General features: G+C 56.5%; 19 protein-coding genes and 1 tRNA gene. 9 read left to right on the top strand and 11 right to left on the bottom strand.

Translation table 11 applies throughout. The annotated features are described in order from the left end of the window. Positions 1-45 precede the first annotated feature (45 nt). The 4 genes from ACG98I_RS05905 to purD form a co-directional block, all read right to left on the bottom strand. Positions 46-2,184: a S9 family peptidase gene (locus ACG98I_RS05905; RefSeq protein ID WP_394718931.1), complete on the bottom strand. Its 2,139-nt coding sequence runs from the start codon at positions 2,182-2,184 to the stop codon at positions 46-48. Positions 2,185-2,220: 36 nt separating this feature from the next. Continuing rightward, on the bottom strand, positions 2,221-3,108 hold the full coding sequence (locus ACG98I_RS05900; RefSeq protein ID WP_394718933.1) for a phosphoribosylaminoimidazolesuccinocarboxamide synthase: 888 nt from the start codon (positions 3,106-3,108) through the stop codon (positions 2,221-2,223). Between the two features lie 54 nt (positions 3,109-3,162). Beyond that, the gene (gene purB, locus ACG98I_RS05895) at positions 3,163-4,602 is read right to left on the bottom strand and encodes an adenylosuccinate lyase (RefSeq protein WP_394718935.1); all 1,440 of its coding nucleotides are present in this window, start codon (positions 4,600-4,602) and stop codon (positions 3,163-3,165) included. Positions 4,603-4,688: 86 nt separating this feature from the next. Beyond that, on the bottom strand, positions 4,689-5,966 hold the full coding sequence (gene purD / locus ACG98I_RS05890) for a phosphoribosylamine--glycine ligase (protein ID WP_394718937.1): 1,278 nt from the start codon (positions 5,964-5,966) through the stop codon (positions 4,689-4,691). A 114-nt stretch (positions 5,967-6,080) separates the two neighbouring features. Between purD and ACG98I_RS05885 the strand changes: the two genes are divergently transcribed. Further along, on the top strand, positions 6,081-6,521 hold the full coding sequence (locus ACG98I_RS05885) for an HIT family protein (protein WP_394718938.1): 441 nt from the start codon (positions 6,081-6,083) through the stop codon (positions 6,519-6,521). Here ACG98I_RS05885 and ACG98I_RS05880 read toward each other — a convergent pair. From ACG98I_RS05880 to ACG98I_RS05870, 3 genes are all read right to left on the bottom strand, one after another. Beyond that, the gene (locus ACG98I_RS05880; RefSeq protein WP_394718940.1) at positions 6,518-8,185 is read right to left on the bottom strand and encodes a sensor histidine kinase; all 1,668 of its coding nucleotides are present in this window, start codon (positions 8,183-8,185) and stop codon (positions 6,518-6,520) included. The genes ACG98I_RS05885 and ACG98I_RS05880 overlap by 4 nt on opposite strands. A 123-nt stretch (positions 8,186-8,308) precedes the next feature. After that, a complete protein-coding gene (locus ACG98I_RS05875; protein ID WP_394718942.1) occupies positions 8,309-9,019 on the bottom strand; it encodes a response regulator transcription factor in 711 nt (236 codons plus the stop codon). A 125-nt stretch (positions 9,020-9,144) separates the two neighbouring features. Then, on the bottom strand, positions 9,145-9,945 hold the full coding sequence (locus tag ACG98I_RS05870) for a MerR family transcriptional regulator (RefSeq protein WP_394732539.1): 801 nt from the start codon (positions 9,943-9,945) through the stop codon (positions 9,145-9,147). A gap of 90 nt (positions 9,946-10,035) precedes the next feature. Between ACG98I_RS05870 and ACG98I_RS05865 the strand changes: the two genes are divergently transcribed. After that, the gene (locus tag ACG98I_RS05865; RefSeq protein WP_394718945.1) at positions 10,036-11,358 is read left to right on the top strand and encodes an MFS transporter; all 1,323 of its coding nucleotides are present in this window, start codon (positions 10,036-10,038) and stop codon (positions 11,356-11,358) included. A 75-nt stretch (positions 11,359-11,433) separates the two neighbouring features. On the opposite strand, the gene ACG98I_RS05860 is transcribed toward ACG98I_RS05865, so the two are convergent. After that, entirely contained in the window at positions 11,434-13,185 is a 1,752-nt protein-coding gene (locus ACG98I_RS05860; RefSeq protein WP_394718946.1) for a pyruvate dehydrogenase, read from the bottom strand. A gap of 182 nt (positions 13,186-13,367) precedes the next feature. Here ACG98I_RS05860 and ACG98I_RS05855 point away from each other — a divergent pair, with 182 nt between their 5' ends. Then, complete coding sequence (locus ACG98I_RS05855) at positions 13,368-14,882, top strand: MFS transporter (RefSeq protein ID WP_394718947.1); 1,515 nt, start codon at positions 13,368-13,370, stop codon at positions 14,880-14,882. Then, positions 14,869-15,402: a TetR/AcrR family transcriptional regulator gene (locus ACG98I_RS05850; RefSeq protein WP_394718949.1), complete on the top strand. Its 534-nt coding sequence runs from the start codon at positions 14,869-14,871 to the stop codon at positions 15,400-15,402. Before ACG98I_RS05855 ends, ACG98I_RS05850 begins: the two co-directional genes overlap by 14 nt. Before the next feature lie 77 nt (positions 15,403-15,479). On the opposite strand, the gene ACG98I_RS05845 is transcribed toward ACG98I_RS05850, so the two are convergent. Then, positions 15,480-15,552 (bottom strand) — tRNA-Thr (locus tag ACG98I_RS05845). Positions 15,553-15,863: 311 nt separating this feature from the next. Here ACG98I_RS05845 and ACG98I_RS05840 point away from each other — a divergent pair. From ACG98I_RS05840 to otsB, 5 genes are all read left to right on the top strand, one after another. Next, a complete protein-coding gene (locus ACG98I_RS05840) occupies positions 15,864-17,633 on the top strand; it encodes a threonine/serine exporter ThrE family protein (protein WP_394719267.1) in 1,770 nt (589 codons plus the stop codon). An 81-nt stretch (positions 17,634-17,714) separates the two neighbouring features. Beyond that, positions 17,715-18,050, top strand: coding sequence for a hypothetical protein (locus tag ACG98I_RS05835; protein WP_394718951.1), 336 nt, complete (start codon positions 17,715-17,717; stop codon positions 18,048-18,050). Positions 18,051-18,081: 31 nt separating this feature from the next. Next, positions 18,082-19,503: a trehalose-6-phosphate synthase gene (locus tag ACG98I_RS05830; RefSeq protein WP_394718953.1), complete on the top strand. Its 1,422-nt coding sequence runs from the start codon at positions 18,082-18,084 to the stop codon at positions 19,501-19,503. Then, complete coding sequence (locus ACG98I_RS05825) at positions 19,500-20,033, top strand: hypothetical protein (protein ID WP_394718955.1); 534 nt, start codon at positions 19,500-19,502, stop codon at positions 20,031-20,033. Before ACG98I_RS05830 ends, ACG98I_RS05825 begins: the two co-directional genes overlap by 4 nt. Before the next feature lie 29 nt (positions 20,034-20,062). Next, positions 20,063-20,854, top strand: coding sequence for a trehalose-phosphatase (gene otsB, locus ACG98I_RS05820; RefSeq protein WP_394718956.1), 792 nt, complete (start codon positions 20,063-20,065; stop codon positions 20,852-20,854). Here otsB and ACG98I_RS05815 read toward each other — a convergent pair whose 3' ends face one another. Then, positions 20,855-21,973: a LacI family DNA-binding transcriptional regulator gene (locus tag ACG98I_RS05815; RefSeq protein ID WP_394718957.1), complete on the bottom strand. Its 1,119-nt coding sequence runs from the start codon at positions 21,971-21,973 to the stop codon at positions 20,855-20,857. Positions 21,974-21,976: 3 nt separating this feature from the next. Continuing rightward, positions 21,977-22,231: a hypothetical protein gene (locus ACG98I_RS05810; protein WP_394718959.1), complete on the bottom strand. Its 255-nt coding sequence runs from the start codon at positions 22,229-22,231 to the stop codon at positions 21,977-21,979. Positions 22,232-22,302: the final 71 nt, after the last annotated feature.

Raw genomic sequence — 22,302 nt, 5'->3', positions numbered from 1 at the left:
CATTATCACACAGGAGGACAGTGCCCGCGCGGCAAGTGAGCTATCTTATTCCACCAATCCGGTGGCTTTATTGATGGTCCACGCGTATTCAAAAGCGGTCTGGTGCCAACGGGCGTAGCGTCCAGAAACACCGCCGTGACCAGCAGCCATCTCGGTCTTGAGCAAGAACTCACCACCGGTTGCTACCTCACGCAGCTTGGCAATCCACTTCGCTGGTTCCACATACAGCACGCGGGTGTCATTGAGTGATGTCACAGCCAAGATATCCGGGTAGTTTTGCGCCTCAACGTTTTCATATGGCGCATACGTTGCCATGTAGTCATAGACTTCCGGATCGTGGAACGGGTCGCCCCATTCTTCCCACTCGCCCACGGTTAGTGGCAGCTCAGGTTTAAGAATTGAGGTCAGTGGGTCCACGAATGGCACTACCGCTTGAATGGCCTTAAAGCGGTCCGGTGCCATGTTCGCAATCGCGCCCATCAGCAGTCCGCCAGCGGAACCGCCTTCGGCAACCAGTAATTCGGGCTTCGTCAAATTTGTCGCAATGATGTGGTCAGCAACGTCGATGAAGTCAGTGAAGGTGTTCTTCTTATTCATCAGCTTGCCTTCGTCGTACCACAGCCGGCCCATCTCGCCGCCGCCGCGCACGTGCGCAACAACGTACAGCATGCCACGGTCCAGCAGCGACAACCGCGATACGGAGAATCCTGGGTCCATGCTGGCTTCATAGGAGCCATAGCCGTAGATGAGCGTTGGGCGCGGTGTATCGGTCTCAAGGTCTTTGCGCTTCACGATGCTGACGGGGATCTGCGTACCGTCTTTCGCTTCCGCCCAATCACGGTATGCCTCATACTCCTCGGGGTTATAGCCGCCTGGCACTTCCTGCTCTTTGAGCAAAGTACGTTCACCAGTAGCAATGCGGTACTGGAAGATCTGCGCTGGCTGCGTGTAGGAGGTATAGGACAGGCGAATGACTGGCGCGTCCCATTCTGGGTTGCCGGCGGAACCTGCGGAATAAACTTCCTCATCAAAGTGCAGCTCCTCGAATTCACCGAAGGTACCGCCATCAAATTTCATCACCGCAACGCGTGGAATACCGCCACGGCGATAAGACAAGGTCGCGAAATCGCGGTAGGTGTCCACGCCTTCAATACGCACCTCATCATTGTGTGGCACCACAACTTCCAACTCACGGATGCCGGGCAATGGACGTGCATCAGATGCTGCCCAACCAATTTCGAAGTTCGGGCCGTGCGCATTGTGCGTAACCAGCCAATAGTCTTTGTCATTCAGCACTACATGGTCAATGTCATATTCCACGCCGGACTCACGCTCCCAAAGAACCTCAAAGTCACCCTCGGGGTTGTCCATATCCAACACCCAATACTCTGAGGTCAGTGGAGAACCAGCTGCGATCAGCAGATACTTTTCGCTACGTGTGGAGCCGATGCCAACACGGAAGCGCTCATCGTCTTCTTTAAAGACGCATACGTCTTCGCTTTGTGGCGTTCCCACCTTGTGACGCCAGACGGTATCGGGGCGCCAGGCATCATCAACTTTCTGATAGAAGATGTAATCTTCCCCAGCCCAGGTCGCGCCATAGAAGATATCTGTCAAATGGTCTTCGAGCAGCTCACCGGTGTCCAAGTCTTTGATGAAAAGTTCAAAGCGCTCATCACCGGCGGTATCGGTGGAATAGGCCAACAAGCGGCCGGACTTGGTAACCGATGCGGCACCGAGGGCGAAATAATCATGGCCTTCAGCCAAGGCATTATTATCCAGCAGGATCTGCTCACCCTCTGGTTTTCCTTCTTCAGGAATAACCGGTGGCTCCCACGGGTCTTGACCTTCGGAGACTGGAATACGGCAGCTATAGCCATATTCCTTGCCTTCTTCAGAACGACCGTAGTACCAATAGTCGCCTGCGCGCGACGGCACCGACATATCGGTTTGTTTAACGCGCGATTTAATCTCTTCAAACACATTCTCAGTCAGCTGCTTCAAATGTGATGTTTTAGCCTCAGTAAATGTGTTTTCTGCATTGAGGTAATCAAGAGTTTCTGGTGATTCTTTGTCACGCATCCACTCATATTCATCAACGAAGCTTCGTCCGTGGAATTCACGGACGAAGACTTCCTTTTTAGCAATTGGCGCCGATGGGTTATCGAGATGATTTTCTATCATAAGAAACCACCCTACCCGGCGCGAATTGATGAGGTTTTAGCCGCCAATCCAATCAATGAAACGCTGTCCAGACAGGCGCTCATATGCCTCAATGTAGCGCAGACGCGTCGCCGCGACGACTTCTTCTGGTAGCACTGGCGGCTGGGTTTCAGATGCTGCGTCCCACCCGGATTCATCGGAGGTTAGCCAATTGCGTACGTATTGCTTATCAAAGCTCGGCTGCACCACGCCTTCAGCATAAGAATCAGCCGGCCAGTAACGAGAAGAATCTGGGGTTAAGACTTCATCACCTAATACCAGGGTGCCGTCTTCATCAAGGCCGAACTCAAACTTGGTATCTGCCAGGATGATGCCTTGTTCTTCGGCAATTTTCGCTGCCTCAGAGTAGATGCGCAGGGTTTCATAACGCAGCTGCTCAGCGCGTTCTTGGCCTAGGTCTTGCACGACCCGCTCAAAACTCACGTTCTCATCGTGATCTCCCTGCTCTGCCTTGGTCGCAGGGGTAAAGATTGGTTCCGGCAGACGTGATGCCTCCACCAAACCTGCTGGCAATTCAATGCCACACACGGTGCCATTGGCGTTATATTCCTTCAAGCCCGAGCCAGTGAGGTAACCACGTGCAACACACTCGAATGGCAGCATATTAAGCTTTTTGACCACAATCGCACGGCCTAGGACCTCTTCTGGGATCCGTTCATCATCGATGGGTCCCGCTAGGTGGTTGGGGAAATCGATGGCATCAAAGAAAAACATCGTGGTCGCGGTCAATACGCGGCCCTTATCTGGAATGGCTGGTTCCAACGCAAAGTCATAGGCAGAGATGCGGTCGGTAACAACCATGAGTAAAGTCTTGTCATCTACTTCGTAGATATCGCGGACTTTTCCGGAGGACAGGTGCTGATAATCAGAAAGCTGAGGGCGCATGCCCTAAATATTAGTGCATGCGCCCAGTCTTACTTCGACCCGTGGTGAATCTGGTTAGAGGATTTCACCCGGGGTGTACTTCACTGCTTGTGGATGCTGGTCAGCCAATTCCTGGATGCGGTTCAATACTGCCGCAACCTGAGATTCCGCGGCACCGATAAAGGCATGCTTATCGGCCAGGGCTTCCTCCAGCTGTTCCTGGGACATCGGCAAGCGGTCATCGGCAGCTAGGCGCTCAAGAAGATCCTGGTCACCACCGTTTTCGCGCATATTGAGTGCAACTGCCACGGCGTTTTCCTTGATGACCTCGTGTGCGGTTTCGCGGCCCACGCCGGCACGCACAGCAGCCATGAGGATGCGGGTGGTTGCCAAAAATGGCAGGTAGCGCTCCAGCTCACGGTCAATCATCGCTGGGAAAGCACCGAACTCGTCCAAGACGGTGAGGAAGGTTTCAAACTGACCATCGATAGCGAAGAAGGCATCAGGCAGAGCAACGCGGCGTACTACCGAGCAGAATACGTCGCCTTCATTCCACTGCTGACCAGCCAAATCCGCAACCATGGTGAGGTAGCCGCGCAGGATAACCTGCAGGCCACCCACACGCTCGCACGAACGAGCATTCATCTTATGCGGCATGGCAGATGAGCCGACCTGGCCTTCTTTGAAGCCCTCGGTGACAGTTTCATTACCGGCCATCAAACGGATGGTGGTTGCCAAAGACGATGGCGCAGCGCCCAGCTCAACCAACACGGAGACCGCATCAAAGTCCAAGGTGCGTGGGTAAATCTGGCCAACGGAATTGAACACGCGCGCAAAACCCAGGTGGTCTGCAATGGCGGTCTCTAGGGCTGCGAGCTTGTTTTCATCGCCGCCCATCAAATCCAGCATGTCCTGCGAGGTACCCATTGGGCCCTTAATGCCGCGCAGCGGGTAGCGGCTGAGCAGGTTGTCAACGCGTTCAATCGCCAGCAACATCTCATCACCGGCGGAGGCAAAGCGCTTACCCAAGGTGGTCGCCTGTGCCGCCACGTTGTGGGAACGGCCTGCCATCACCAGAGACTGGTATTTTCCGGCATGCTCACCGATGCGCGCCACGACCGCAATCGCCTTATCGCGCACCAGCTCCAAAGAGCGGTAAATCTGCAGCTGCTCCACGTTTTCGGTCAGATCACGTGAGGTCATGCCCTTGTGAATGTGCTCATGGCCAGCTAGGGCGTTGAACTCTTCAATGCGCGCCTTCACGTCATGGCGGGTCACGCGCTCACGCTGGGCGATGGAATCCAAGTCCACCTGGTCAATGACTGCCTCATACGCATCAATTGCGTCAGCCGGGATGTCTACGCCCAGATCTTTCTGGGCGCGCATGACCGCGATCCAGAGCTGGCGCTCCATAATGATTTTGTGTTCCGGGCTCCACAGGTTGGAAAGCGCTGCGGAGGCGTAACGCGAGGACAAAACGTTGGAAATCTTCTTCTTATCAGCCACGGGCTTCATTATTCCACATAGCTAAAGGCGCAAGTACTCTACTTGCGCCTTTCATTCTTATACGATGCCCACAATCCTTTCGTGGGCCTCCATCATCAGCCGATGCTGATGCGGCCTTCCTCAGCTGCCTGACCAATATCAGTGCGGTAGAAGCCATCAGCCAGCTCAATATTCTTGATGACGTCATATGCCGCGGCACGTGCCTCAGCGAGGGTGTCGCCCTTGCCAATCACGTTCAGCACACGTCCGCCATTAGAGATGACTTGCGCGTCTTTCACGCTGGTACCGGCGTGCAAAATCTTGTCTGCATCCGCTAGGTCTGGCGAGGTGATCGCATCACCCTTACGCGGGTCAGCTGGGTAATTCGCCGCAGCCAGAACGACGGTCACGGCATAACCATCTTCCCATTCCAGCGAAGGAAGTTCTTTCAACGTGCCAGTTGCGACGGCATTGAGCACACCTGCGAGCGGAGTCTTCAGCAAAGACAGCACCGGCTGGGTCTCAGGGTCACCGAAGCGGCAGTTGAACTCAATGACCGATGGGCCCTCTTCGCCCCATGCCAGACCTGCGTACAACAGACCGGAATAGGGAGTGCCGCGGTTGACCATTTCTTTAGCTACTGGTTCGCAGACTTCTTTCACAATGCGGTCAACCTGGGCATCAGTGAGCCACGGCAACGGGGTATATGCACCCATGCCGCCGGTGTTCGGGCCTTCATCATTGTCATAGGCACGCTTGTGGTCCTGGGCTGGCAGCAGGGGCACAACGGTTTCACCATCGACCAGACAGAACAGGGAGACCTCAGGGCCATCCAAGAAAGACTCAAGCAGCACCGGGTTACCGGCAGAGTGCACGAGGTGAATATGTTGACGGGCCTCCGCACGGTCAGGGGTCACCACAACGCCCTTACCGCCAGCCAATCCATCATCTTTCACCACGTACATGCGGCCAAAGAAGTCGAGTGCATGTTCAATATCATCGTCAGACATGCCTGCTGGCAGGGTCTGCGCACGTGCGGTAGCTACGCCCGCTTTGTCCATTACTTCCTTGGCGAAAGCTTTGGATCCTTCAATCTGTGCCGCCGCAGCATTCGGGCCAAAGACCGCGATGCCAGCTTCACGGAGCTTATCGGCCACACCGGCCACCAGCGGAACCTCAGGACCCACCACAACCAGATCTGGGGAAATGCTTTTAGCAAGCTCCAGCATGCGGTCAGGATCCGCCACTTCCTTGTAGCCACCGTGCACGGTAGCTAGCGATGCAAATGCTGGTGAACCAGGTGCAACGTGCAGGTCAGTGGTAGCAGGGTCGGCCGCAAGGCCCTTTAAGATGGCGTGCTCACGGCCGCCGGAACCAATTACAAGAATGCGCATGCAAACTATCATAACTTTATGCAGGCGCCTCTTCCCCAACCTGCAGCAAATTTCAATCAAACAATAGGATCAGTACTTAGCGGCAAGCCCGCAGAAATCTATAGCATGGGGCTTATGACTGAGATTGAACCTTCTGTATTTACCAAGATCCTCAACGGCGAACTTCCCGGCCGTTTTGTCTACCGCGATGATAAATGCGCAGCTTTCTTAAGCATTGAGCCGCTGCGCTACGGCCATACCCTGCTGATTCCTAATGAGCAGGTGGATAAGTGGACCGACCTGGATTCTGAGGCCTGGCTGCACCTATCTACTAAGGCACAGGAAATCGGTGAGGCCATCAAGACCGCATATGGCACCCCACGCGCAGGTTTCATCATCGCTGGTTTCGATGTCCCGCACGCACACATCCACCTCTTCCCTACTGAGAAGATGGCTGAATATGACTTCTCCAAGGCCATGGCTGCCGATGCCACCGATCCCAAAGCCATGGACGAAGCCGCCGTCCGCATTCGTCAGCACCTCAACACCGACGAAAACGGTTACCTCAACAGCTAGCGGTCGCGTTCCGGCGCACCATTATTGCCACCATTTTTCTTGCTGTTTCTTCCGTTACCATTTTTGCCATTCTTGCCGTAACGGAAGGAACGGCTTTTGTGTGAGGCTTTCACTGGCGCAGCGTCCGCGTCGGAGGAATTCGCCGCACCTTCGGCGTTACCAGTGCCGTCGGCATTACCAGTGCCATCAACGCCCTCGACACCCTTGGCATCCGCAGCATCCGCAGTTTCCGCGGCTCCTGTGCTGTCCTCGGCCTCATCAGTGTCATCGGAGTCATAGTCTTCCGGCATTGGCGTTGGGTCATCGGCGGCGGGCAGCCGCACCGTGAAGGTGGAACCAACGCCCAGCTCGGATTCAACATCGATGGAACCGCCGTGCTGCTCCACCAGGGACTTCACAATGGCAAGACCCAGGCCGGAGCCGCCGGTATCGCGGGTGCGCGAGGTGTCCTCGCGGTAGAAACGCTCAAAGATGTGGGAGCTAACCTCGGGGTCCATGCCGCGGCCAGTGTCAATGACTTTAATGAGGATGTCATCTCCGTCGCGCTCGAGACCAACGGTAATCTCGGCGTCCTCACCGCCGTGGCGCAGACCATTAGTAATCAGGTTCAAAATGACCTGATGCAGCCGGCTCGGATCGCCATAGACAACCGGCACGCCGGAGGTGTTATTGGAAACATTAATAACGCGCCCGGTAAATGCCGCGCGTGCAGAGGACGCCACTGACAAGGACAGCTCAAGGACATCCACCGTGCGGATATCCAGGCGGGAACCTTCCGCGCGGGTGAGTGCCAGAAGGTCCTCAACCAGATATGACATGCGGGAAGATTCTGCATCAATCTTGGACAACACCAAGTCCACGTCATCAGTAATTCCGGAGCGATACAACTCGGTATATCCACGCAGAGAGGTCAGCGGGGTGCGCAGCTCATGCGAAGCATCGCCAACAAAGCGGCGCATCTGTTCCTCTTTACCTTGTGCATGCTCGATTGATGCCTGCAGCTTAGCCAGCATGATATTCAGAGCGCTGGATAGCTGACCAACCTCGGTGTGTAGGGGCCATTGCGGTACGCGCTTGCCCAGGTCGCCGGCAGCGATTTCCGATGCCGTCTTTTCCACCACACGCAAAGGCCGCAAGGCCCGTCTAATAAACCAGAATCCCGAGATCGCGATAAATATCAGCACCACTGCCGCAATCATCAGCTGCAATATAGCGAGCCCACGCAGCAGCGATTGCTCTGTATCCAAATTCTTTGCCACGATAGTGATAACACCATCGCGTTCAGTGGCCATGGCCCGCCACTGAACAGCAGATTCTGATTCACCGGTGGACTCCACTGTTTGCGGCGCTGCACCGATGACCAGCTCATCGACTTGCGGCATCGAATCATAAGGATTCAAGTAGCGAACAGAACCATCCGGATAGATCTTAATCAGCGAATATTCTGTCGGCGGGCGGCCTGTCATATCCACGCCAAAAATATTGGCGGTACGCGCCCAGCCCACATCGGCATCATGGAGTTCTTCATCGACGCGGTTATAGAGAACGTCGCGCATCGCGGCAGAAACTGCCACTGACGCACTCACCAGGCCGAGACCAGAAACCACAACCAGCAATACCACCAACCAGGTACGCAGCGGCATCGCCTGCGGCGAGCTAGACATCCCGGGATATAAATATCCCTGCACGCGTTGTTTAAATGACCGCGTGTCTTTGGGGTTTGTTTTGTTGGCGCCGCTATCTGTGGTTGCCGAATTGCTCACTTAAAGTGCCTGTCTTTTTACCTTCTAGGAACGTGGGGTACGCAGAACGTAACCTACACCGCGGACGGTGTGAATCAATGGCGCATCACCGGTATCGATCTTACGACGCAGGTAAGAGATATAGGACTCAACCACGTTGCCGTCACCGCCGAAGTCGTAGTGCCAGACATTGTCCAAAATCTTGGCCTTGGACAGCACAACTTCTTTGTTCTGCATCAAAAAGCGCAGCAGGTTGAACTCGGTTGGTGAAAGATCAATAATCTCTCCACCCTTGGTGACCTCATGAGTGTCATCATTCAAGGTCAGGTCGGCATAGGACATCGTGGCATCACCGGACTCATCCTGGGCTGCACCACCGCGGCGCAAAATCACGCGCAGGCGAGTGATGACTTCTTCCAGGCTGAAAGGCTTGGTCACGTAGTCATCAGCCCCAATGGTCAGGCCATGGATGCGCTGGTCAACGCTGTCTTTTGCGGTCAGGTACAGCACTGGGCCATCCAGGCCTTCGGCGCGCAGCTTGCCCAGCAGCTCAAAGCCGTCCATGCCCGGCATCATTACGTCCAGGATGTAGGCCTCAGGGTTGATCTCACGTGCGATGCGCAGAGCTTCCGTGCCGGACGTTGCGCTGCGGACATCAAAACCCTGGAACTTCAGAGACACAGTCAACAGTTCAACAATATTCGGCTCATCATCAACCACCAAGACTGTTACTTGGTCATTATTGGTGTCTTCCATGTTGCTTCCTTCAAAGAATTTCAGAATATTTCGCCATTTCTTAACTAACCAGAAAGTCTGGCACACAGGCTATCAAAGCAACTGAGCATATTCTGAAAGAAAGCTGTGAGAGTTTTTCTCCGGGTTTATTCCCAGCACACGTTCGCTAAATCGATACCTTCTTCCTGCGCTTGGGCTTCGAGCAGGCTGAGCAAAAACTCACGATCATCGCCATAAGCGTCCGCAAAACGCTCATCCGCGACATACATCCGCGCAAGTAGCACCTGCTTGGAACGGCTCATCGGCATATAGGGCGCAATCGTTGCCAAATGCTTATCGATGACCCCTTTTGCCTCCTCGCTGCCTGGCTGCACGGCGCGGGAGTGGGCATCGGCAAGCATGTGCTTAAACTCTTCGGCTTCCTGCTTGGCCGCCTGAATATCAGCCTTGCTCATCTTGGAGACTCTTTCCTGATTGACCTGGTAGTCCTCAGTATCACCCCAGCGCTCGCGGGCTTCTTTGTCATAAACCGGCCAATTCTCACCGAATAGCGCAATCTTGTCTTCTGTATTCATGGTCTTTCCTTTCTTTTCCGTTTCTGCGGTCAACAGGGTGTCGACTGCCTGGATGAGTTGGTGAATGTGACCGGCCTTTTCCTGCAGAAGTTCGCGCTGGTTGCGCAAGATTTCTGCACGATTAGCACTGGAAGCATCAATGAGCTCTGCGACATCTTTCAATGCCACGCCCGCTCCGCGATAGATGAGGATATTCATCCCGCGCTCCACATCCGCTTCGGAATACAGCCGATGATCACCCCAGGTCCGCCAGCTGGGCTGCAATAGCCCAATGTCATTCCAGTGGCGCAGGGTCCGGGTGGATACCTGCAAAATATCTGCGGCTTCACCAATGGTGTATTCCAGCTCTTCTTGTTCGGTCACAAGAATCATCTTCCTCGTTGACGCAGCGTTAAGTTCAAGCCCCATCCTATTATTTCTTTAGCCTGCAGAAATGCAGGCCTGGTTTTAGGATGAGTAGTTATGACAAGCCCTGGGATTGAGAATGTGCCGGATTCCGCGAAGCGCACAGATAAACTGACGGTCTTTTCGTGGGCCATGTGGGACTGGGGATCCGCCGCGTTCAATGCGGTGTTGGTGACATTTATTTTCTCTGTCTACCTGACGGACTCGGTGGGCTCTCAGATTGATACTTCCCGCACGCCAGCGCAGTGGCTCTCGCTCTCGATGACCATCGCGGGCCTGTTCATTTCTGCCGTCACGCCAATTATGGGTCAGCGTTCTGATACCCGCGGTACCCGCCGCCGCTCCCTGGCAACCTGGTCTTTCATCACTTTCGTGTTGATGGCGGCACTGTTTTTCATCCGTAATGATGCACCGGAGTATTTCTGGATCGGGCTGGTGGTGCTCGCCATTGGCACAATTACCATCGAGTTCGCCGAAGTCAACTACTTTGCGCAGCTGGCGCAGGTCTCCACGAAGGAAAATGTGGGCAAGATTTCCGGGCTGGGCTGGTCTTTCGGTTACTTCGGCGGCATCGTATTGCTGCTCATCTGCTATTTCGGTTTCGTGGCCGGCGATGGCGGCATGCTGGGAATTTCCACCGAGGGCGGTCTCAATATCCGCTTGGTGGCGGTGCTGGCCGCCGTCTGGTTCGGGCTCTCTGTCCTGCCGGGGCTTGCCCGCGTGCCGGAAATTCCGCCCTCAGGCGACAAGGCCAGCGGAATTGCTGCGTCTTATGCCAAACTTTTTCGCGATATCAAACAGCTCTGGAAAGTAGACCGCAACGCCTGCTACTTCCTCTTCGCCTCCGCCATCTTCCGCGATGGACTAGCGGGCGTCTTCGCTTTCGGCGCCGTTCTCGGCGTATCGGTCTACGGGCTTAATGCCGGTGACGTGCTGATTTTCGGCGTCGCAGCTAACGTTGCGGCCGCTTTCGGCGCGCTCATTGGCGGGCTTATCGATGACCACGTCGGCCCGAAAATCATCATCCTCACATCGCTCTTCATCCTCGCTGGCACCGGCACCATCATGTACTTTGTCGATGGACCGCTCGCCTTTTGGATTTTCGGCCTCATCTTGTGCCTATTCGTCGGCCCCGCGCAATCCGCATCCCGCGGATTCCTCGCTCGCGTCGCACCGGCCGGCCACGAAGGCCAAATGTTCGGGCTGTATGCCACCACCGGCCGCGCAGTCAGCTGGATGACCCCGCTGCTTTTTGGCATTTTTGTCTCACTAATCGGCGACGGCGACCGCGGCGGAGTGCTCGCCATCGCGGTCGTCCTGCTAGTCGGCGCGCTAATCCTCATCCCCGTGCGCGACCCAAAGAAAGGGGGTGAGTCCTAAACGGACTCACCCGAAAACGGACTCACCCGAAAACGGACTCACCCAGAGAAACTTAAACGCTAAAAGTTCAAGGACCTAAGGGCGTGGGATATTGCGCAGGTTCGAAGCGGCCATATCCACCATATGGCCCACACCACCATCAAAGACGGTGCGCGCCGCGGCCTTAGAAAAGCCCAGCAGCTGGTCGATACTCAGCGTCGGCGGAATAGACAGCGCATTCGGGTCGGTGATGAATTCGACGAGGACGGGGCCATCGAAAGCCAATGCTTCGCGCACCGCTTTGCGTACGTCCTTCGGCTTTTCCACGCGGATCGCCTTGATTCCGGCCCCGGCCGCGATGTCAGCGTAATTGACTTCCTCGTGGTCAGTTTCAAATTCTGGCATGCCCTCAACGAGCATTTCCAGCTTCACCATGCCCAACGAAGAGTTATTAAACACAAACGTCTTCACCGGCAGGTTATGGCGTTTGACCGTCAGGAGCTCACCCAGCAGCATGGCCAGACCGCCATCACCGCTGAAGGTAATAACTTGGCGGTCACGGTCAGCAAATTGCGCGCCAATCGCGTGCGGCAGCGCATTCGCCATGGTGCCGTGGCGGAAAGATCCCAGCTGTTCACGCTGGCCATTCGGGGTGATATAGCGTGCGCCCCACACATTGCACATGCCAGTATCAACGGTGAAGATCGCGTCCTGCGCGGCCTCTTCATCAATGACATCCGCAACGTATTCGGGATGCAGCGGAGTCATCTTTTCTATATTGGAGGTATACGCATCAATGACCTGCGTTAGTTTCTTGTGATGTTCCTTGAGCATCTTATCCAGGAAAGAGCGGTCCTTCTTTTCTTCAACGTGCGGCAAGATGTTGGCAATAGTCGCTGCCACATCACCAGTGACCGGGTAGCTGACCTTGGTGCGCCGGCCAATATGCGCGCCATTGATATCGACTTGGGCAACCACCGTATCGCCCGCGCCGCCCTGTGGCAGGAAGTCTGCATAAGGAAAGTCTGTGCCCAGCAAAATTAGCAGGTCGGCTTCATTCATCGCATCATGCGCGGCACCATAGCCCAGAAGCCCTGACATCCCGACATCGAAAGGATTGTCATATTGGATGTACATCTTGCCGCCGAGCGCATGGCCCACTGGCGCCTTGACCTTCTCAGCCAACTCAAGGACTTCCTTGCGGGCAAAACGTGCACCCGCGCCGACAAAGAACGTGACCTTGTCGGCTTCATTAATCGCCTGCGTTAACGCGGCCGCTTCCGCTGGGTCGGGGAACGTAATTGGGTTACCGGAAGAAATCACCGACTCGGTAAACTGCTCATTTTCCGCCTCAAAGTTCGCGACATCACCGGGAATCACCAGCACCGATACGCCGTTGCCCGCCATCGTGGACTGAATCGCATTATGGGTAATCACAGCACCCTGCGCGGCAGAATTGACCATCTCGCAATAGCCGGATGCTTCTTTGAATAGGATCTCCGGGTGCGTTTCCTGGAAGAATTGCCCACCAATCTGACGCGAAGGGATATGGCTGGCAATCGCCAACACCTTCGCACCATTGCGGTGGGCATCATAAAGCCCCTGAATCAAGTGAGTATTGCCCGGTCCACAGGAACCCGCACACACGGTGAGCTCACCAGTAATCAATGATTCCGCACCTGCAGCAAAAGCAGCGGCTTCCTCATTATGAACATGCACCCATTCAATGTTGGAGCGGCGGACCGCATCCACAATCGGGTTGAGTGAATCGCCCACCAAACCATAAATGCGTTTCACGCCTTGTGCTTCAAGAGTGTCAACTAGTTGGTCTGCATATGTACGTGCCATGTCTAACCTCTTTCCAGGGATTGTTGGCCTTGGACTATCAGCCATTGCCCCTATAGTGCGTCCGTTTCAAATATTTCGCCACAACACCTCGCATCATCACCGCTAAAAGCCAGAGTGACGTTGATAACCAGACCCCAAAGCCAGCTTGTTACTATACCGAACGTGCGTTACAGTTATTGCGCATGACAACAGGACACAATGCGCGTTTAAGGAAGGCGCGCAAAGAATTCGCCGCCAATTCGACCCCGGCGCAGCGTTGGTCTTTCTTCGCTGCCATCTCCCTCGGCCTATTAATGATCGGCCTGGATAACTCCATCCTTTTCACCGCGCTTCCCACCTTGACGGAAGAACTCCACGCGGGTGAGACCCAGCAGCTGTGGATCATCAACGCCTACCCACTAGTGCTCGCCGGCCTACTGTTGGGCACCGGCACATTAGGCGACAAAATTGGTCACCGCCGCATGTTCACCACGGGTCTTATTATCTTCGGTATTGCCTCGCTCGCCGCGGCTTTTGCCCCCAATGCCGCATTATTGATTGCCGCCCGCGCGCTCCTGGGTCTGGGCGCCGCAGTCATGATGCCCGCAACCTTGGCGCTGATTCGCCTGACATTTACTGATGAGCGCGAACGCAACACCGCCATCGGCATCTGGGGTTCCGTCGCCGTGGTCGGCGCAGCGGCCGGCCCAGTCGTCGGCGGTGCCCTGCTGGAAGTCTGGTGGTGGGGCTCGGTCTTTCTCATCAACGTGCCCATCGTGGTTATCGCGCTAATTGCCACCGCTTTGCTTGCGCCACCGAATATGGCTAATCCCACCAAGCATTGGGATTTCATTTCCTCGCTCTTCGCACTCATCACGCTTTCCAGCTTGGTGCTGGCTATCAAGGAGCTGGCCAACCCGAACCGCTCCTGGATTCTCATTGCGGTGGCATTTATCGCGTGTGTTATCGGCGGATATCTCTTTGTGCATCGGCAAGCAAAGCTCGAAGAGCCCCTGCTCACCTTTGATATTTTCCGCAGCCGGCTCTTTGCGGGCGGCGTGATTGCTGCCTCGGGTGCGATGTTCATCATGGCCGGGCTTGAAATGATTACGGCGCAAAAGCTTCAGCTTGCCGATGATTTCTCCCCCTTCCACGCCGGCTTCATCGTCGCGGCGGCCGCGGTGGCTGCCTTCCCGATGTCCGCACTGGGTGGCGCAAACCTGCACCGCATCGGGTTCTTACCGCTGATTTCCGGTGGTTTCTTGCTTACCGTCCTGGGCACTGGTTTGGCAGCCTGGTCATCGCATATCGATTCTGTCCCTTTGCTGGTTATTGGCCTACTGCTCATCGGTGCGGGTGCTGGTTCAATTATGTCCGTTTCCTCGATTGCCATTATTGGTTCCGCGCCCATGCATCGTTCCGGCATGGCCGCGGGCGTGGAGGAAGTCTCCTATGAATTCGGCACATTAATCTCGGTAGCATTCGTGGGCTCTTTGACTCCGGCGCTGTATCTGAGCAACTTGCCGTCGCAGCTGCAACACCATGGAATGGAATCGCTTCATGGCGGGCTTGGCCATGCGGAGGCATCGACCGCGTATGCTTCTGCCTACGGCACCACCGTGGCGTTTATGGCCGCCGTGGCTTTCATCTTCATGGTGATCACCGCGTGGTGCTTCCGCGATAACCCGAAGTCAGGAGGAAACGGTGGCGCGCACTAGTAAGAAGGAAGAAGCGCTGCAAGCAGCCCTTTCCATCATTGAACGCGATGGCATCCCCGCCTTGACCTATGAGTCTTTGGCGGAGGCCACCGGTATGTCCAAGTCGGGGTTGATTTATCACTTTCCTTCCCGGCACGAGATGCTCATTGACATCCATGCCTGGTCCGCCAACCGCTGGGAAGATGAGCTCATTGCCATTGCGGGCGGGCCAGCCGATGACCTCACTGCTTCCCAACGCCTTCGTTCCGTCGTGTTGTCTCTGGGTAAAAATGACCCGCTGGTCGAGCTCATTTTGAGCATTCACACCAAGTCCCACCCCGATTTTGCCCAGCAGTGGGCCCCGGTTGATAGCCGATGGATTCCCAATGCCTCCGACCCGGATTTGAGCCCAGAGATGCTGGAGATTTCTCTCATGGCGAATGGCTTGTGGGTCTATGACCACATCTCGCAGCGCCCGCTTGCCGCCGCCAACCGCAAGCGCATGGTGGATAAGCTGCTCGCCCGCATCGACGCCGCCTAGCCAGGACGGATTCTAGCGCCCTCCAACGCATAATCCCCTTTCACCAGCGAAAATCATTGGTGAAAGGGGATTATTTGAGCTGGAGACGAGACTTGAACTCGCAACCTACGCATTACAAGTGCGTTGCGCTACCAATTGCGCCACTCCAGCGGTGCCTATTTACACTACAACATTCAGATTATAAAGTTCCAAATAGGCCCATTCCCGCTGGAAAGCGCAGAATATGCGGGTGAAAACTTAGCCTGACACGGTGGTGTGCACGATTGCGGATCCGGCATTAAAGTGCAGTACATAAATCATCACGCGCGCACTGTGTGCAGTTGAAACATTGAGGAAGTTCGTTGTCTGTATTTAGGTCTTTAAGAGAGCGCCTTATTAAGCACTCCGCCCCTGACACTTCTGCGCAAGATACGTCCACCACCAGTACTGTGCCGGATGAGGACTCCACTGTTCATGGCATTTTGACCGGTGAATTTCCCGAGGGCTTCATCAACACTGACCGCGTTGCAACGGTCGATACGGCAATCGCCGCGCCACCACCATCGCCGCTGGCACCAGTTGACCTGACCGACCCGGCGCAGGTGACCGGCGTGATGGAAATCGCCGCCCGCATCGGTGAGATTTTGCTCTTTTCAGGCAGCTCCAACTCCGATACCCGCGCGCAGGTCTGCCTGGCCGCCGCATCTTATGGTTTGCACTATTGCCACGTGGATATCGTGATGAACACGATTACTATCCACACCAATATCGGAACCGGTTCCAACCGTCAGCCGCTGACGGTGGTTCGGTCCGCACACAAGTGGACGATCAACTTTTCTAAGCTGTCTGCCGTGGACCGTCTGATTCGTTCCATCCACTCCGGTCTCACGCCGCCGGCGGTGGCTGAACAGGCGCTGGATGACATCGAAAAGCTCAAGTCCCCGCGCACCATTTTCACCGAGCTTTTGGGCTGGGCCACGATGGGTGGCGCGTTCTCCGTCATGCTGGGCGGCAACGCGTTTGTTGCCATCATGTCTTTCTTCGTGGCGTTTAGCATCATGGCCGTGGTCATTTGGATGGAGATCATCCGCATACCGCCGTTTTATCACAACATCGTCGGCGGTTTTATGGCCGTTGTGCCCGCCGCGGTCGTCTACAATATTGCGTCCTCGCTGGGGATCGCTTTTTCGCCCAGCCAGGTTATCGGTATGGGCATCATTGTCCTGGTCGCAGGTTTGACGTTGGTGCAATCGCTTGTCGATGGCATCACCCGCGCCCCCGTCACCTCTACCGCTAGGTTCTTTGAGGCCATATTATCTACTGGCGCCATCATCGGCGGCGTCGGTTTGGGCATTCAGTTCTCCGCGTGGATTGGCTATCCTCTGCCGCCACTGGCATCGATGGGCGCCCCTGTCTATTACGAGGTGCCCCTGCTGGTACTGGCCGGCGGAATTGGTTCCGCTGCCCTGGCTTATGCCAGCCACGCGTCCTGGCCGGAGGTATTGGTCTCCGGCGCGACTGCCGCAGCCGGCATGCTGTTTTACTACTTTGTTGTCATTCCTTTTGGCGCCGGAGTCGTGGTGGCATCGGGTGTATCCGCCATCGTCGTTGGCCTCGCCGGTGGTCTTCTGGCCCGCCGCTACTTCATTCCGCCGCTGATTACGATGATCATCGGCTATACCCCGATGCTGCCCGGCCTGACGCTGTACCGCGGCATGTATGCCATGCTCAATGAGCAATTCATCACCGGCATTGCCAACCTTGCCACCGCCATCGCCATCGCGGGCGCACTCGCGGCTGGCGTGCTGCTCGGCGAGCGCGGCGCACGTCGTCTGCGCAGGCCTAAGCATTTCCGCCCGTACAAGGCTTTCAAGCGCATCGGCCGCTATTCCGTCGACCAAGCCAAGGGTTTGGCCGCCAAGGCGCAAAAGATTCCGCGCGTGCCGATGGCCCCTCTCGCCCCCCGCGCCACCCGCCCCGAATTGCCGCCGATTCAGGGCCCAGTGGAGTCGCACGATACAACCAGCACCGTGTACGCCGATGCGACCCCAACGACCCAGTGGGAAGCGCAACCAGAAGAGCCGCTTCATGATGACGACTGGCCACCGCGCACCACCTTCCCCGCCCAGAACTGGCCCGATGAAGACGCCCCCACGGTGTACACTTCGCCGGGTACGGAGGAGTTCGTCGCCCAGCATGCAGCTGACGAGGATTCTGAGGGCGACGCGGCTTCACAAGGTGAGATACGGTAGAATATTCGGTCTGTACCCTACGATCGGTCGATCAACATTTTCCCTGCCCTAACCTGTAGGGAACGCATATAGGAGGAACTCGTGCCACCAAAGGTCACTGACACTCAGCCAGCAGCGGAGCAGATGCATGCTGTGGAGGAAGAGACCGCGAGCTCAGCACGCCGCGTTGTCGCAACTTATGCTCAAGATTTCTTGGACGGCGTTACTTTGATGTCCATGCTGGGCGTTGAACCAGAGGGTCTCATCCACCGCAAGGTCTTGGCTGAGCAGGTCGAAGCTGAACCAAAGACCACGCGCAAGAAGGCTACTAAGAAGGCAACGAAGAAGACCGCTGCCAAGAAGGCCACCAAAAAAGCTACCAAGAAGACTGCTGCGAAGAAGGCAACTAAAAAGGCCACCAAGAAGACTTCAAGCTAAAACCACCTTATAAAGGAGATGTGACAAGCCCATGAGTCCGAGTGCCACCGGTGACTTTGTTGTCGTTGCCAACCGGTTGCCTGTTGATATGGTCACCGCAGCCGATGGCTCCAAGACCTGGCAAGCATCTCCCGGTGGTCTCGTCGCAGCACTGTCACCGGTGCTAGAAAAACACAAGGGCTGCTGGGTTGGCTGGCCCGGCGTGGCCGATGAATCCCCCGAGACTTTCCGCACCGAGCGCGGCGTCTTGCTGCACCCGGTGACGCTGACTCATCACGATTATGAAGAATTCTACGAAGGATTCTCCAATGCCACCCTGTGGCCGCTGTACCACAACCTGATTGTCACCCCGGAGTTCAATCGTTCCTGGTGGGATGCCTACCGCGACGTCAATCTCCGGTTCGCCACCGAAGTCGCCACCATCGCTGCCGAAGGCGCCACCGTTTGGGTCCAGGATTATCAATTACAGCTGGTTCCCGGCATTTTGCGTCAAATGCGCCCCGATCTCACCATCGGATTCTTCCTGCACATTCCCTTCCCGCCTGCAGAGATCTACCGCCAGCTGCCCTGGCGCGATGAAATGCTGCGTGGGTTGCTCGATGCCGACCTCATCGGCTTTCACCTCGAATCCAATGTGCGCAACTTCGTCGAGCTGTGCCGCGCCTATGACCTGGATATCAGCGGGGACATCACCATCCGTGAAGCCGGAATTACCATCACCACTACGTCCGGCCACACCGTCGGCGTGGGTGCCTTCCCAATTTCCATTGATACCTCCGCCACGGCCGAACCCGATGAAGCGGCGTTGCAGCAAACTTTCCGCGACATGGGCTCACCTTCCACGGTCTTTCTCGGCGTCGACCGCCTTGATTACACCAAAGGCATCTTGCAAAGGCTCACGGCCTTCGAAGAATTGCTGGAATCCGGCGCGCTGAACCCCGCCGACGTCGCACTGGTGCAGCTGGCCACGCCGTCGCGCGAGCGCATCGATAGCTATCGCATCACCCGCTCCCAGGTCGAAGAAGCTGTCGGTCGCATCAATGGCCGTTTCGCCCAAATCGGGCGCCCCGTGGTGCACTACCAGCACCGATCCGTCAGCAAAGAAGTTCTGCAGCGCTACTATAAGCTTGCCGATGTCATGCTGGTCACCCCATTTCGCGATGGCATGAATCTCGTGGCCAAAGAATTCGTGGCCACCCGCGCCGATTCTTCCGGCGCCCTGGTGCTGTCCGAATTCGCCGGCGCTGCCGATGAGCTCACCCAGGCACACCTGTGCAATCCTTTTGATATCGAGTCCATCAAAAAGGCCATGTTGCAGGCCGCGCTGGGTCTGAAGAATAATCCCGAGACGATGAAGGAAAGAATGTCGGCGATGTATAACCAGGTCATGGACCATGACGTCGATCTGTGGGCCTCCGCATTTCTCGGGGCGCTAGAAAAGGCGCGCTCATGAGCAAGCGTTTTCTAACCGGCGTACTCGCTGCCGGCATGTTTGTGCTTGCCGGTTGCAGCACCCCTGATGATGCCCCGCCCGAGCCGCTTGGCGATGACCGCGTGGGCGGCAAGACCTGGCAAGCCATCGGTATCTACACCTCCCCCGATGCCAACGGCGGCATTTCTGAGAACGCGCTCGTGGTTCCGCGCGTGGTCTTTGGCGAAACATCCATGATTGGTTCCACTGGCTGCGAACGTTTCACCGCCCAGGTCAGTTACTTCAGCGATGATCCAGAATCCGAGGAGGATTCTTCCGCCGAGCTGCGCCGAGCCGATTCCGTGCGGATTGATTCCATCAACTATGACACCGAGGGCGAGACCGGCGATGTCGACTGCGCTGGCGAAATGCTGTGGGCACATAATAATTTGTCGCGTCTTTATACCGAAGGCAATCAGTTTGATATCACCGTGGACAAAAATAATCAGTTGATTCTGACGCTGCAGGATGACCTGGTGGATTCGCCTGCTATTCGCTACGTCGGACTCTAATCGCCACCACGCGCGGTACTGTTGTACCCATGTCTTTACCGATTGATTTCCGTGACGCAGCCCAAGCCCAAGAGCTCATTGACGCCATCGCCGCGACGGAGCGTTTATTTGTCATTTCCGACTTCGATGGCACCGTGGCCCATTTCTCCACGGATATCTATGGCGTCCCCGTCAATCAAGACTCCCTCGATGCGCTCAGCGCGTTCGCGCAGCTGCCTAACACTTTCGCCGCGGCCTTGTCCGGGCGCCACCTGGACGGCCTCAAGCGCGTCTTCCCGCTGCGTGACCCAGTCATGCTCGGCGGCTCCCACGGTGCTGAGACCGAAGGCGAGGAAAGTTCTCTCACCGAGGACATGAAGTCTTTCCTCGACCGCGTCGACGCCGAACTCAACGCGATTGCCGCCGACTACGAAGGCGCCTTCGTGGAGCAAAAGCCTTTCCACCGTGGCCTCCACGTCAAAGCAGTGTCCGAGCGCGACCCCCAAGCCGCCGCCGAAGCTCTCGCACGCGGCCTTGAAGTCGACCCAGGTGACTACTTCGTCGCCGAAGGCAAAAACCTCGTGGAATTCTCCGCCACCACCGCCAATAAGGGCACCTGGATCAAAACCCAGCGCGCAAACGTCGATGCCACCGCCGTGGTGTTCCTCGGCGATGACACCACCGACGAAGACGGCTTCAAAGTGCTCAATCAGCCAACCGACCTCGGCGTCAAAGTCGGCGACGGCGACACCGCGGCCTACCTACGTGTCACCGACATCGACGAAGTCGCCGAATTCCTGGCCTCACTGCTCAGAGCCCGCCAAGCTTTCCTCGCGAACTAACTATCGACGAGGCCGCGCAATAGTACTGCCCGGCGCGAGGTGAGTGTCCAGCAGCACGCGCAGCGGCGAGCCGTCTTCGTTTGAGGGGGCGGCGGTGTCGGCGACGGCGGCATCGATAAGCTCTGCAAGCATACCGCCAGCCTCCGCCCCTTTTTGGAAATTCGGCTGAATCACGGTGGTCAAGCCCCGAAGGCGCCCGGATTCAATACCATCAAAGCCGGTCACCGACAGCCACTCGGGGATGGAAATCCCCTCTTCTTCGGCATAATCCATCACGCCGAGCGCCATCGAGTCCGTCGTGCACAGCACAGCGGTGAGCTCAGGGTTCTGCGTCAGCAGTTCTTCCGCGGCCTCACGCGCGGTATCGCGGTTATTGATGTGGCGGGTGACCACGGGAATCGCATCGGCATCAAGGCCAGCATCAGCGAAAGTCTGCAGCGCGCCTTGGACACGCAGGCGCTGCACATCGAATTCGGCCGCATCCAGATTGTCGCGGTCGACGTGACCATCCAGCCGGCCGTGACGCAGACGAATAGACAAAATACCTACCTTTTTATGCCCGGCATCAACCAGCGCCTGGGCCGCAGGAGCAATCGCGGCGAAGTCATCGATGCCCACAAACGGCTGCCCAGTATCGCGCGGCTGGTCACACACCACAACCGGTAATCCGCGGGCCGTCGCCGCAGCCAGATACGGGTCATCATCGCCCACCGAATACACCACGAACCCATCCACTACCGCGCGGCCCAAAAGCTCCGCAGCGCCGGTGTCTTCAGCAGTATCAGGGCCTGCCGGAATCAGCGTCAGGGTGGTCTGCCTCCCTGCGAGTGCCTGCGCCATGCCCGCCAAAAAATCAACGGACGCGGCATCCTCGAAGGCATAGCTCAAGTCCTCGGTCAAAATCACGCCAATGGATCCCACACGCCGCGTGCGCAGACTCCGCGCCATCGGGTCAGGGCCGGAATAGCCATGGGCCGCAGCCGCTGCCAAAATGCGGCCCCGCAACGCCGGTGAAAGCTGGTCAGGGCGGTTATACGCATTTGACACCGTCGTCCGGGAGACCCCTAATTCGGCTGCTAATGAAGCAAGAGTCTTGCGAACCGGACCACGTTTAACCATGACCTACACCTTACCGCTCCCACGGCTTTGCGTATCGATGGCGGTTGATTCTTCCCTGCGCCGTTGACGCCGCCGAAAATAGTAGTCCACCGACAACCAACCCGCCACGAGAAGCAAGCCCAATAAGGTTCGCCCCTTCGTCCCCACATCGAAAGCGGTACCCAACACGATTCCCAAGACGATGAGTGACCCGAAGAAAATGAGCCAGGAGACTTGAGAATTGTATTTTATCTTCGCCATGTAAAAAGATGCTGCCACAATTTGCCGCCTGCTGAAACCCCGCCTTTCGAGGAATGAATTGCGCGAAACAACTGTTTGAAATGGAGGTT

The sequence above is a fragment of the Corynebacterium sp. L4757 genome (assembly GCF_043673995.1).
GTDB lineage: Bacteria > Actinomycetota > Actinomycetes > Mycobacteriales > Mycobacteriaceae > Corynebacterium.
This window is presented reverse-complemented; position numbering and strand designations above follow the sequence as displayed.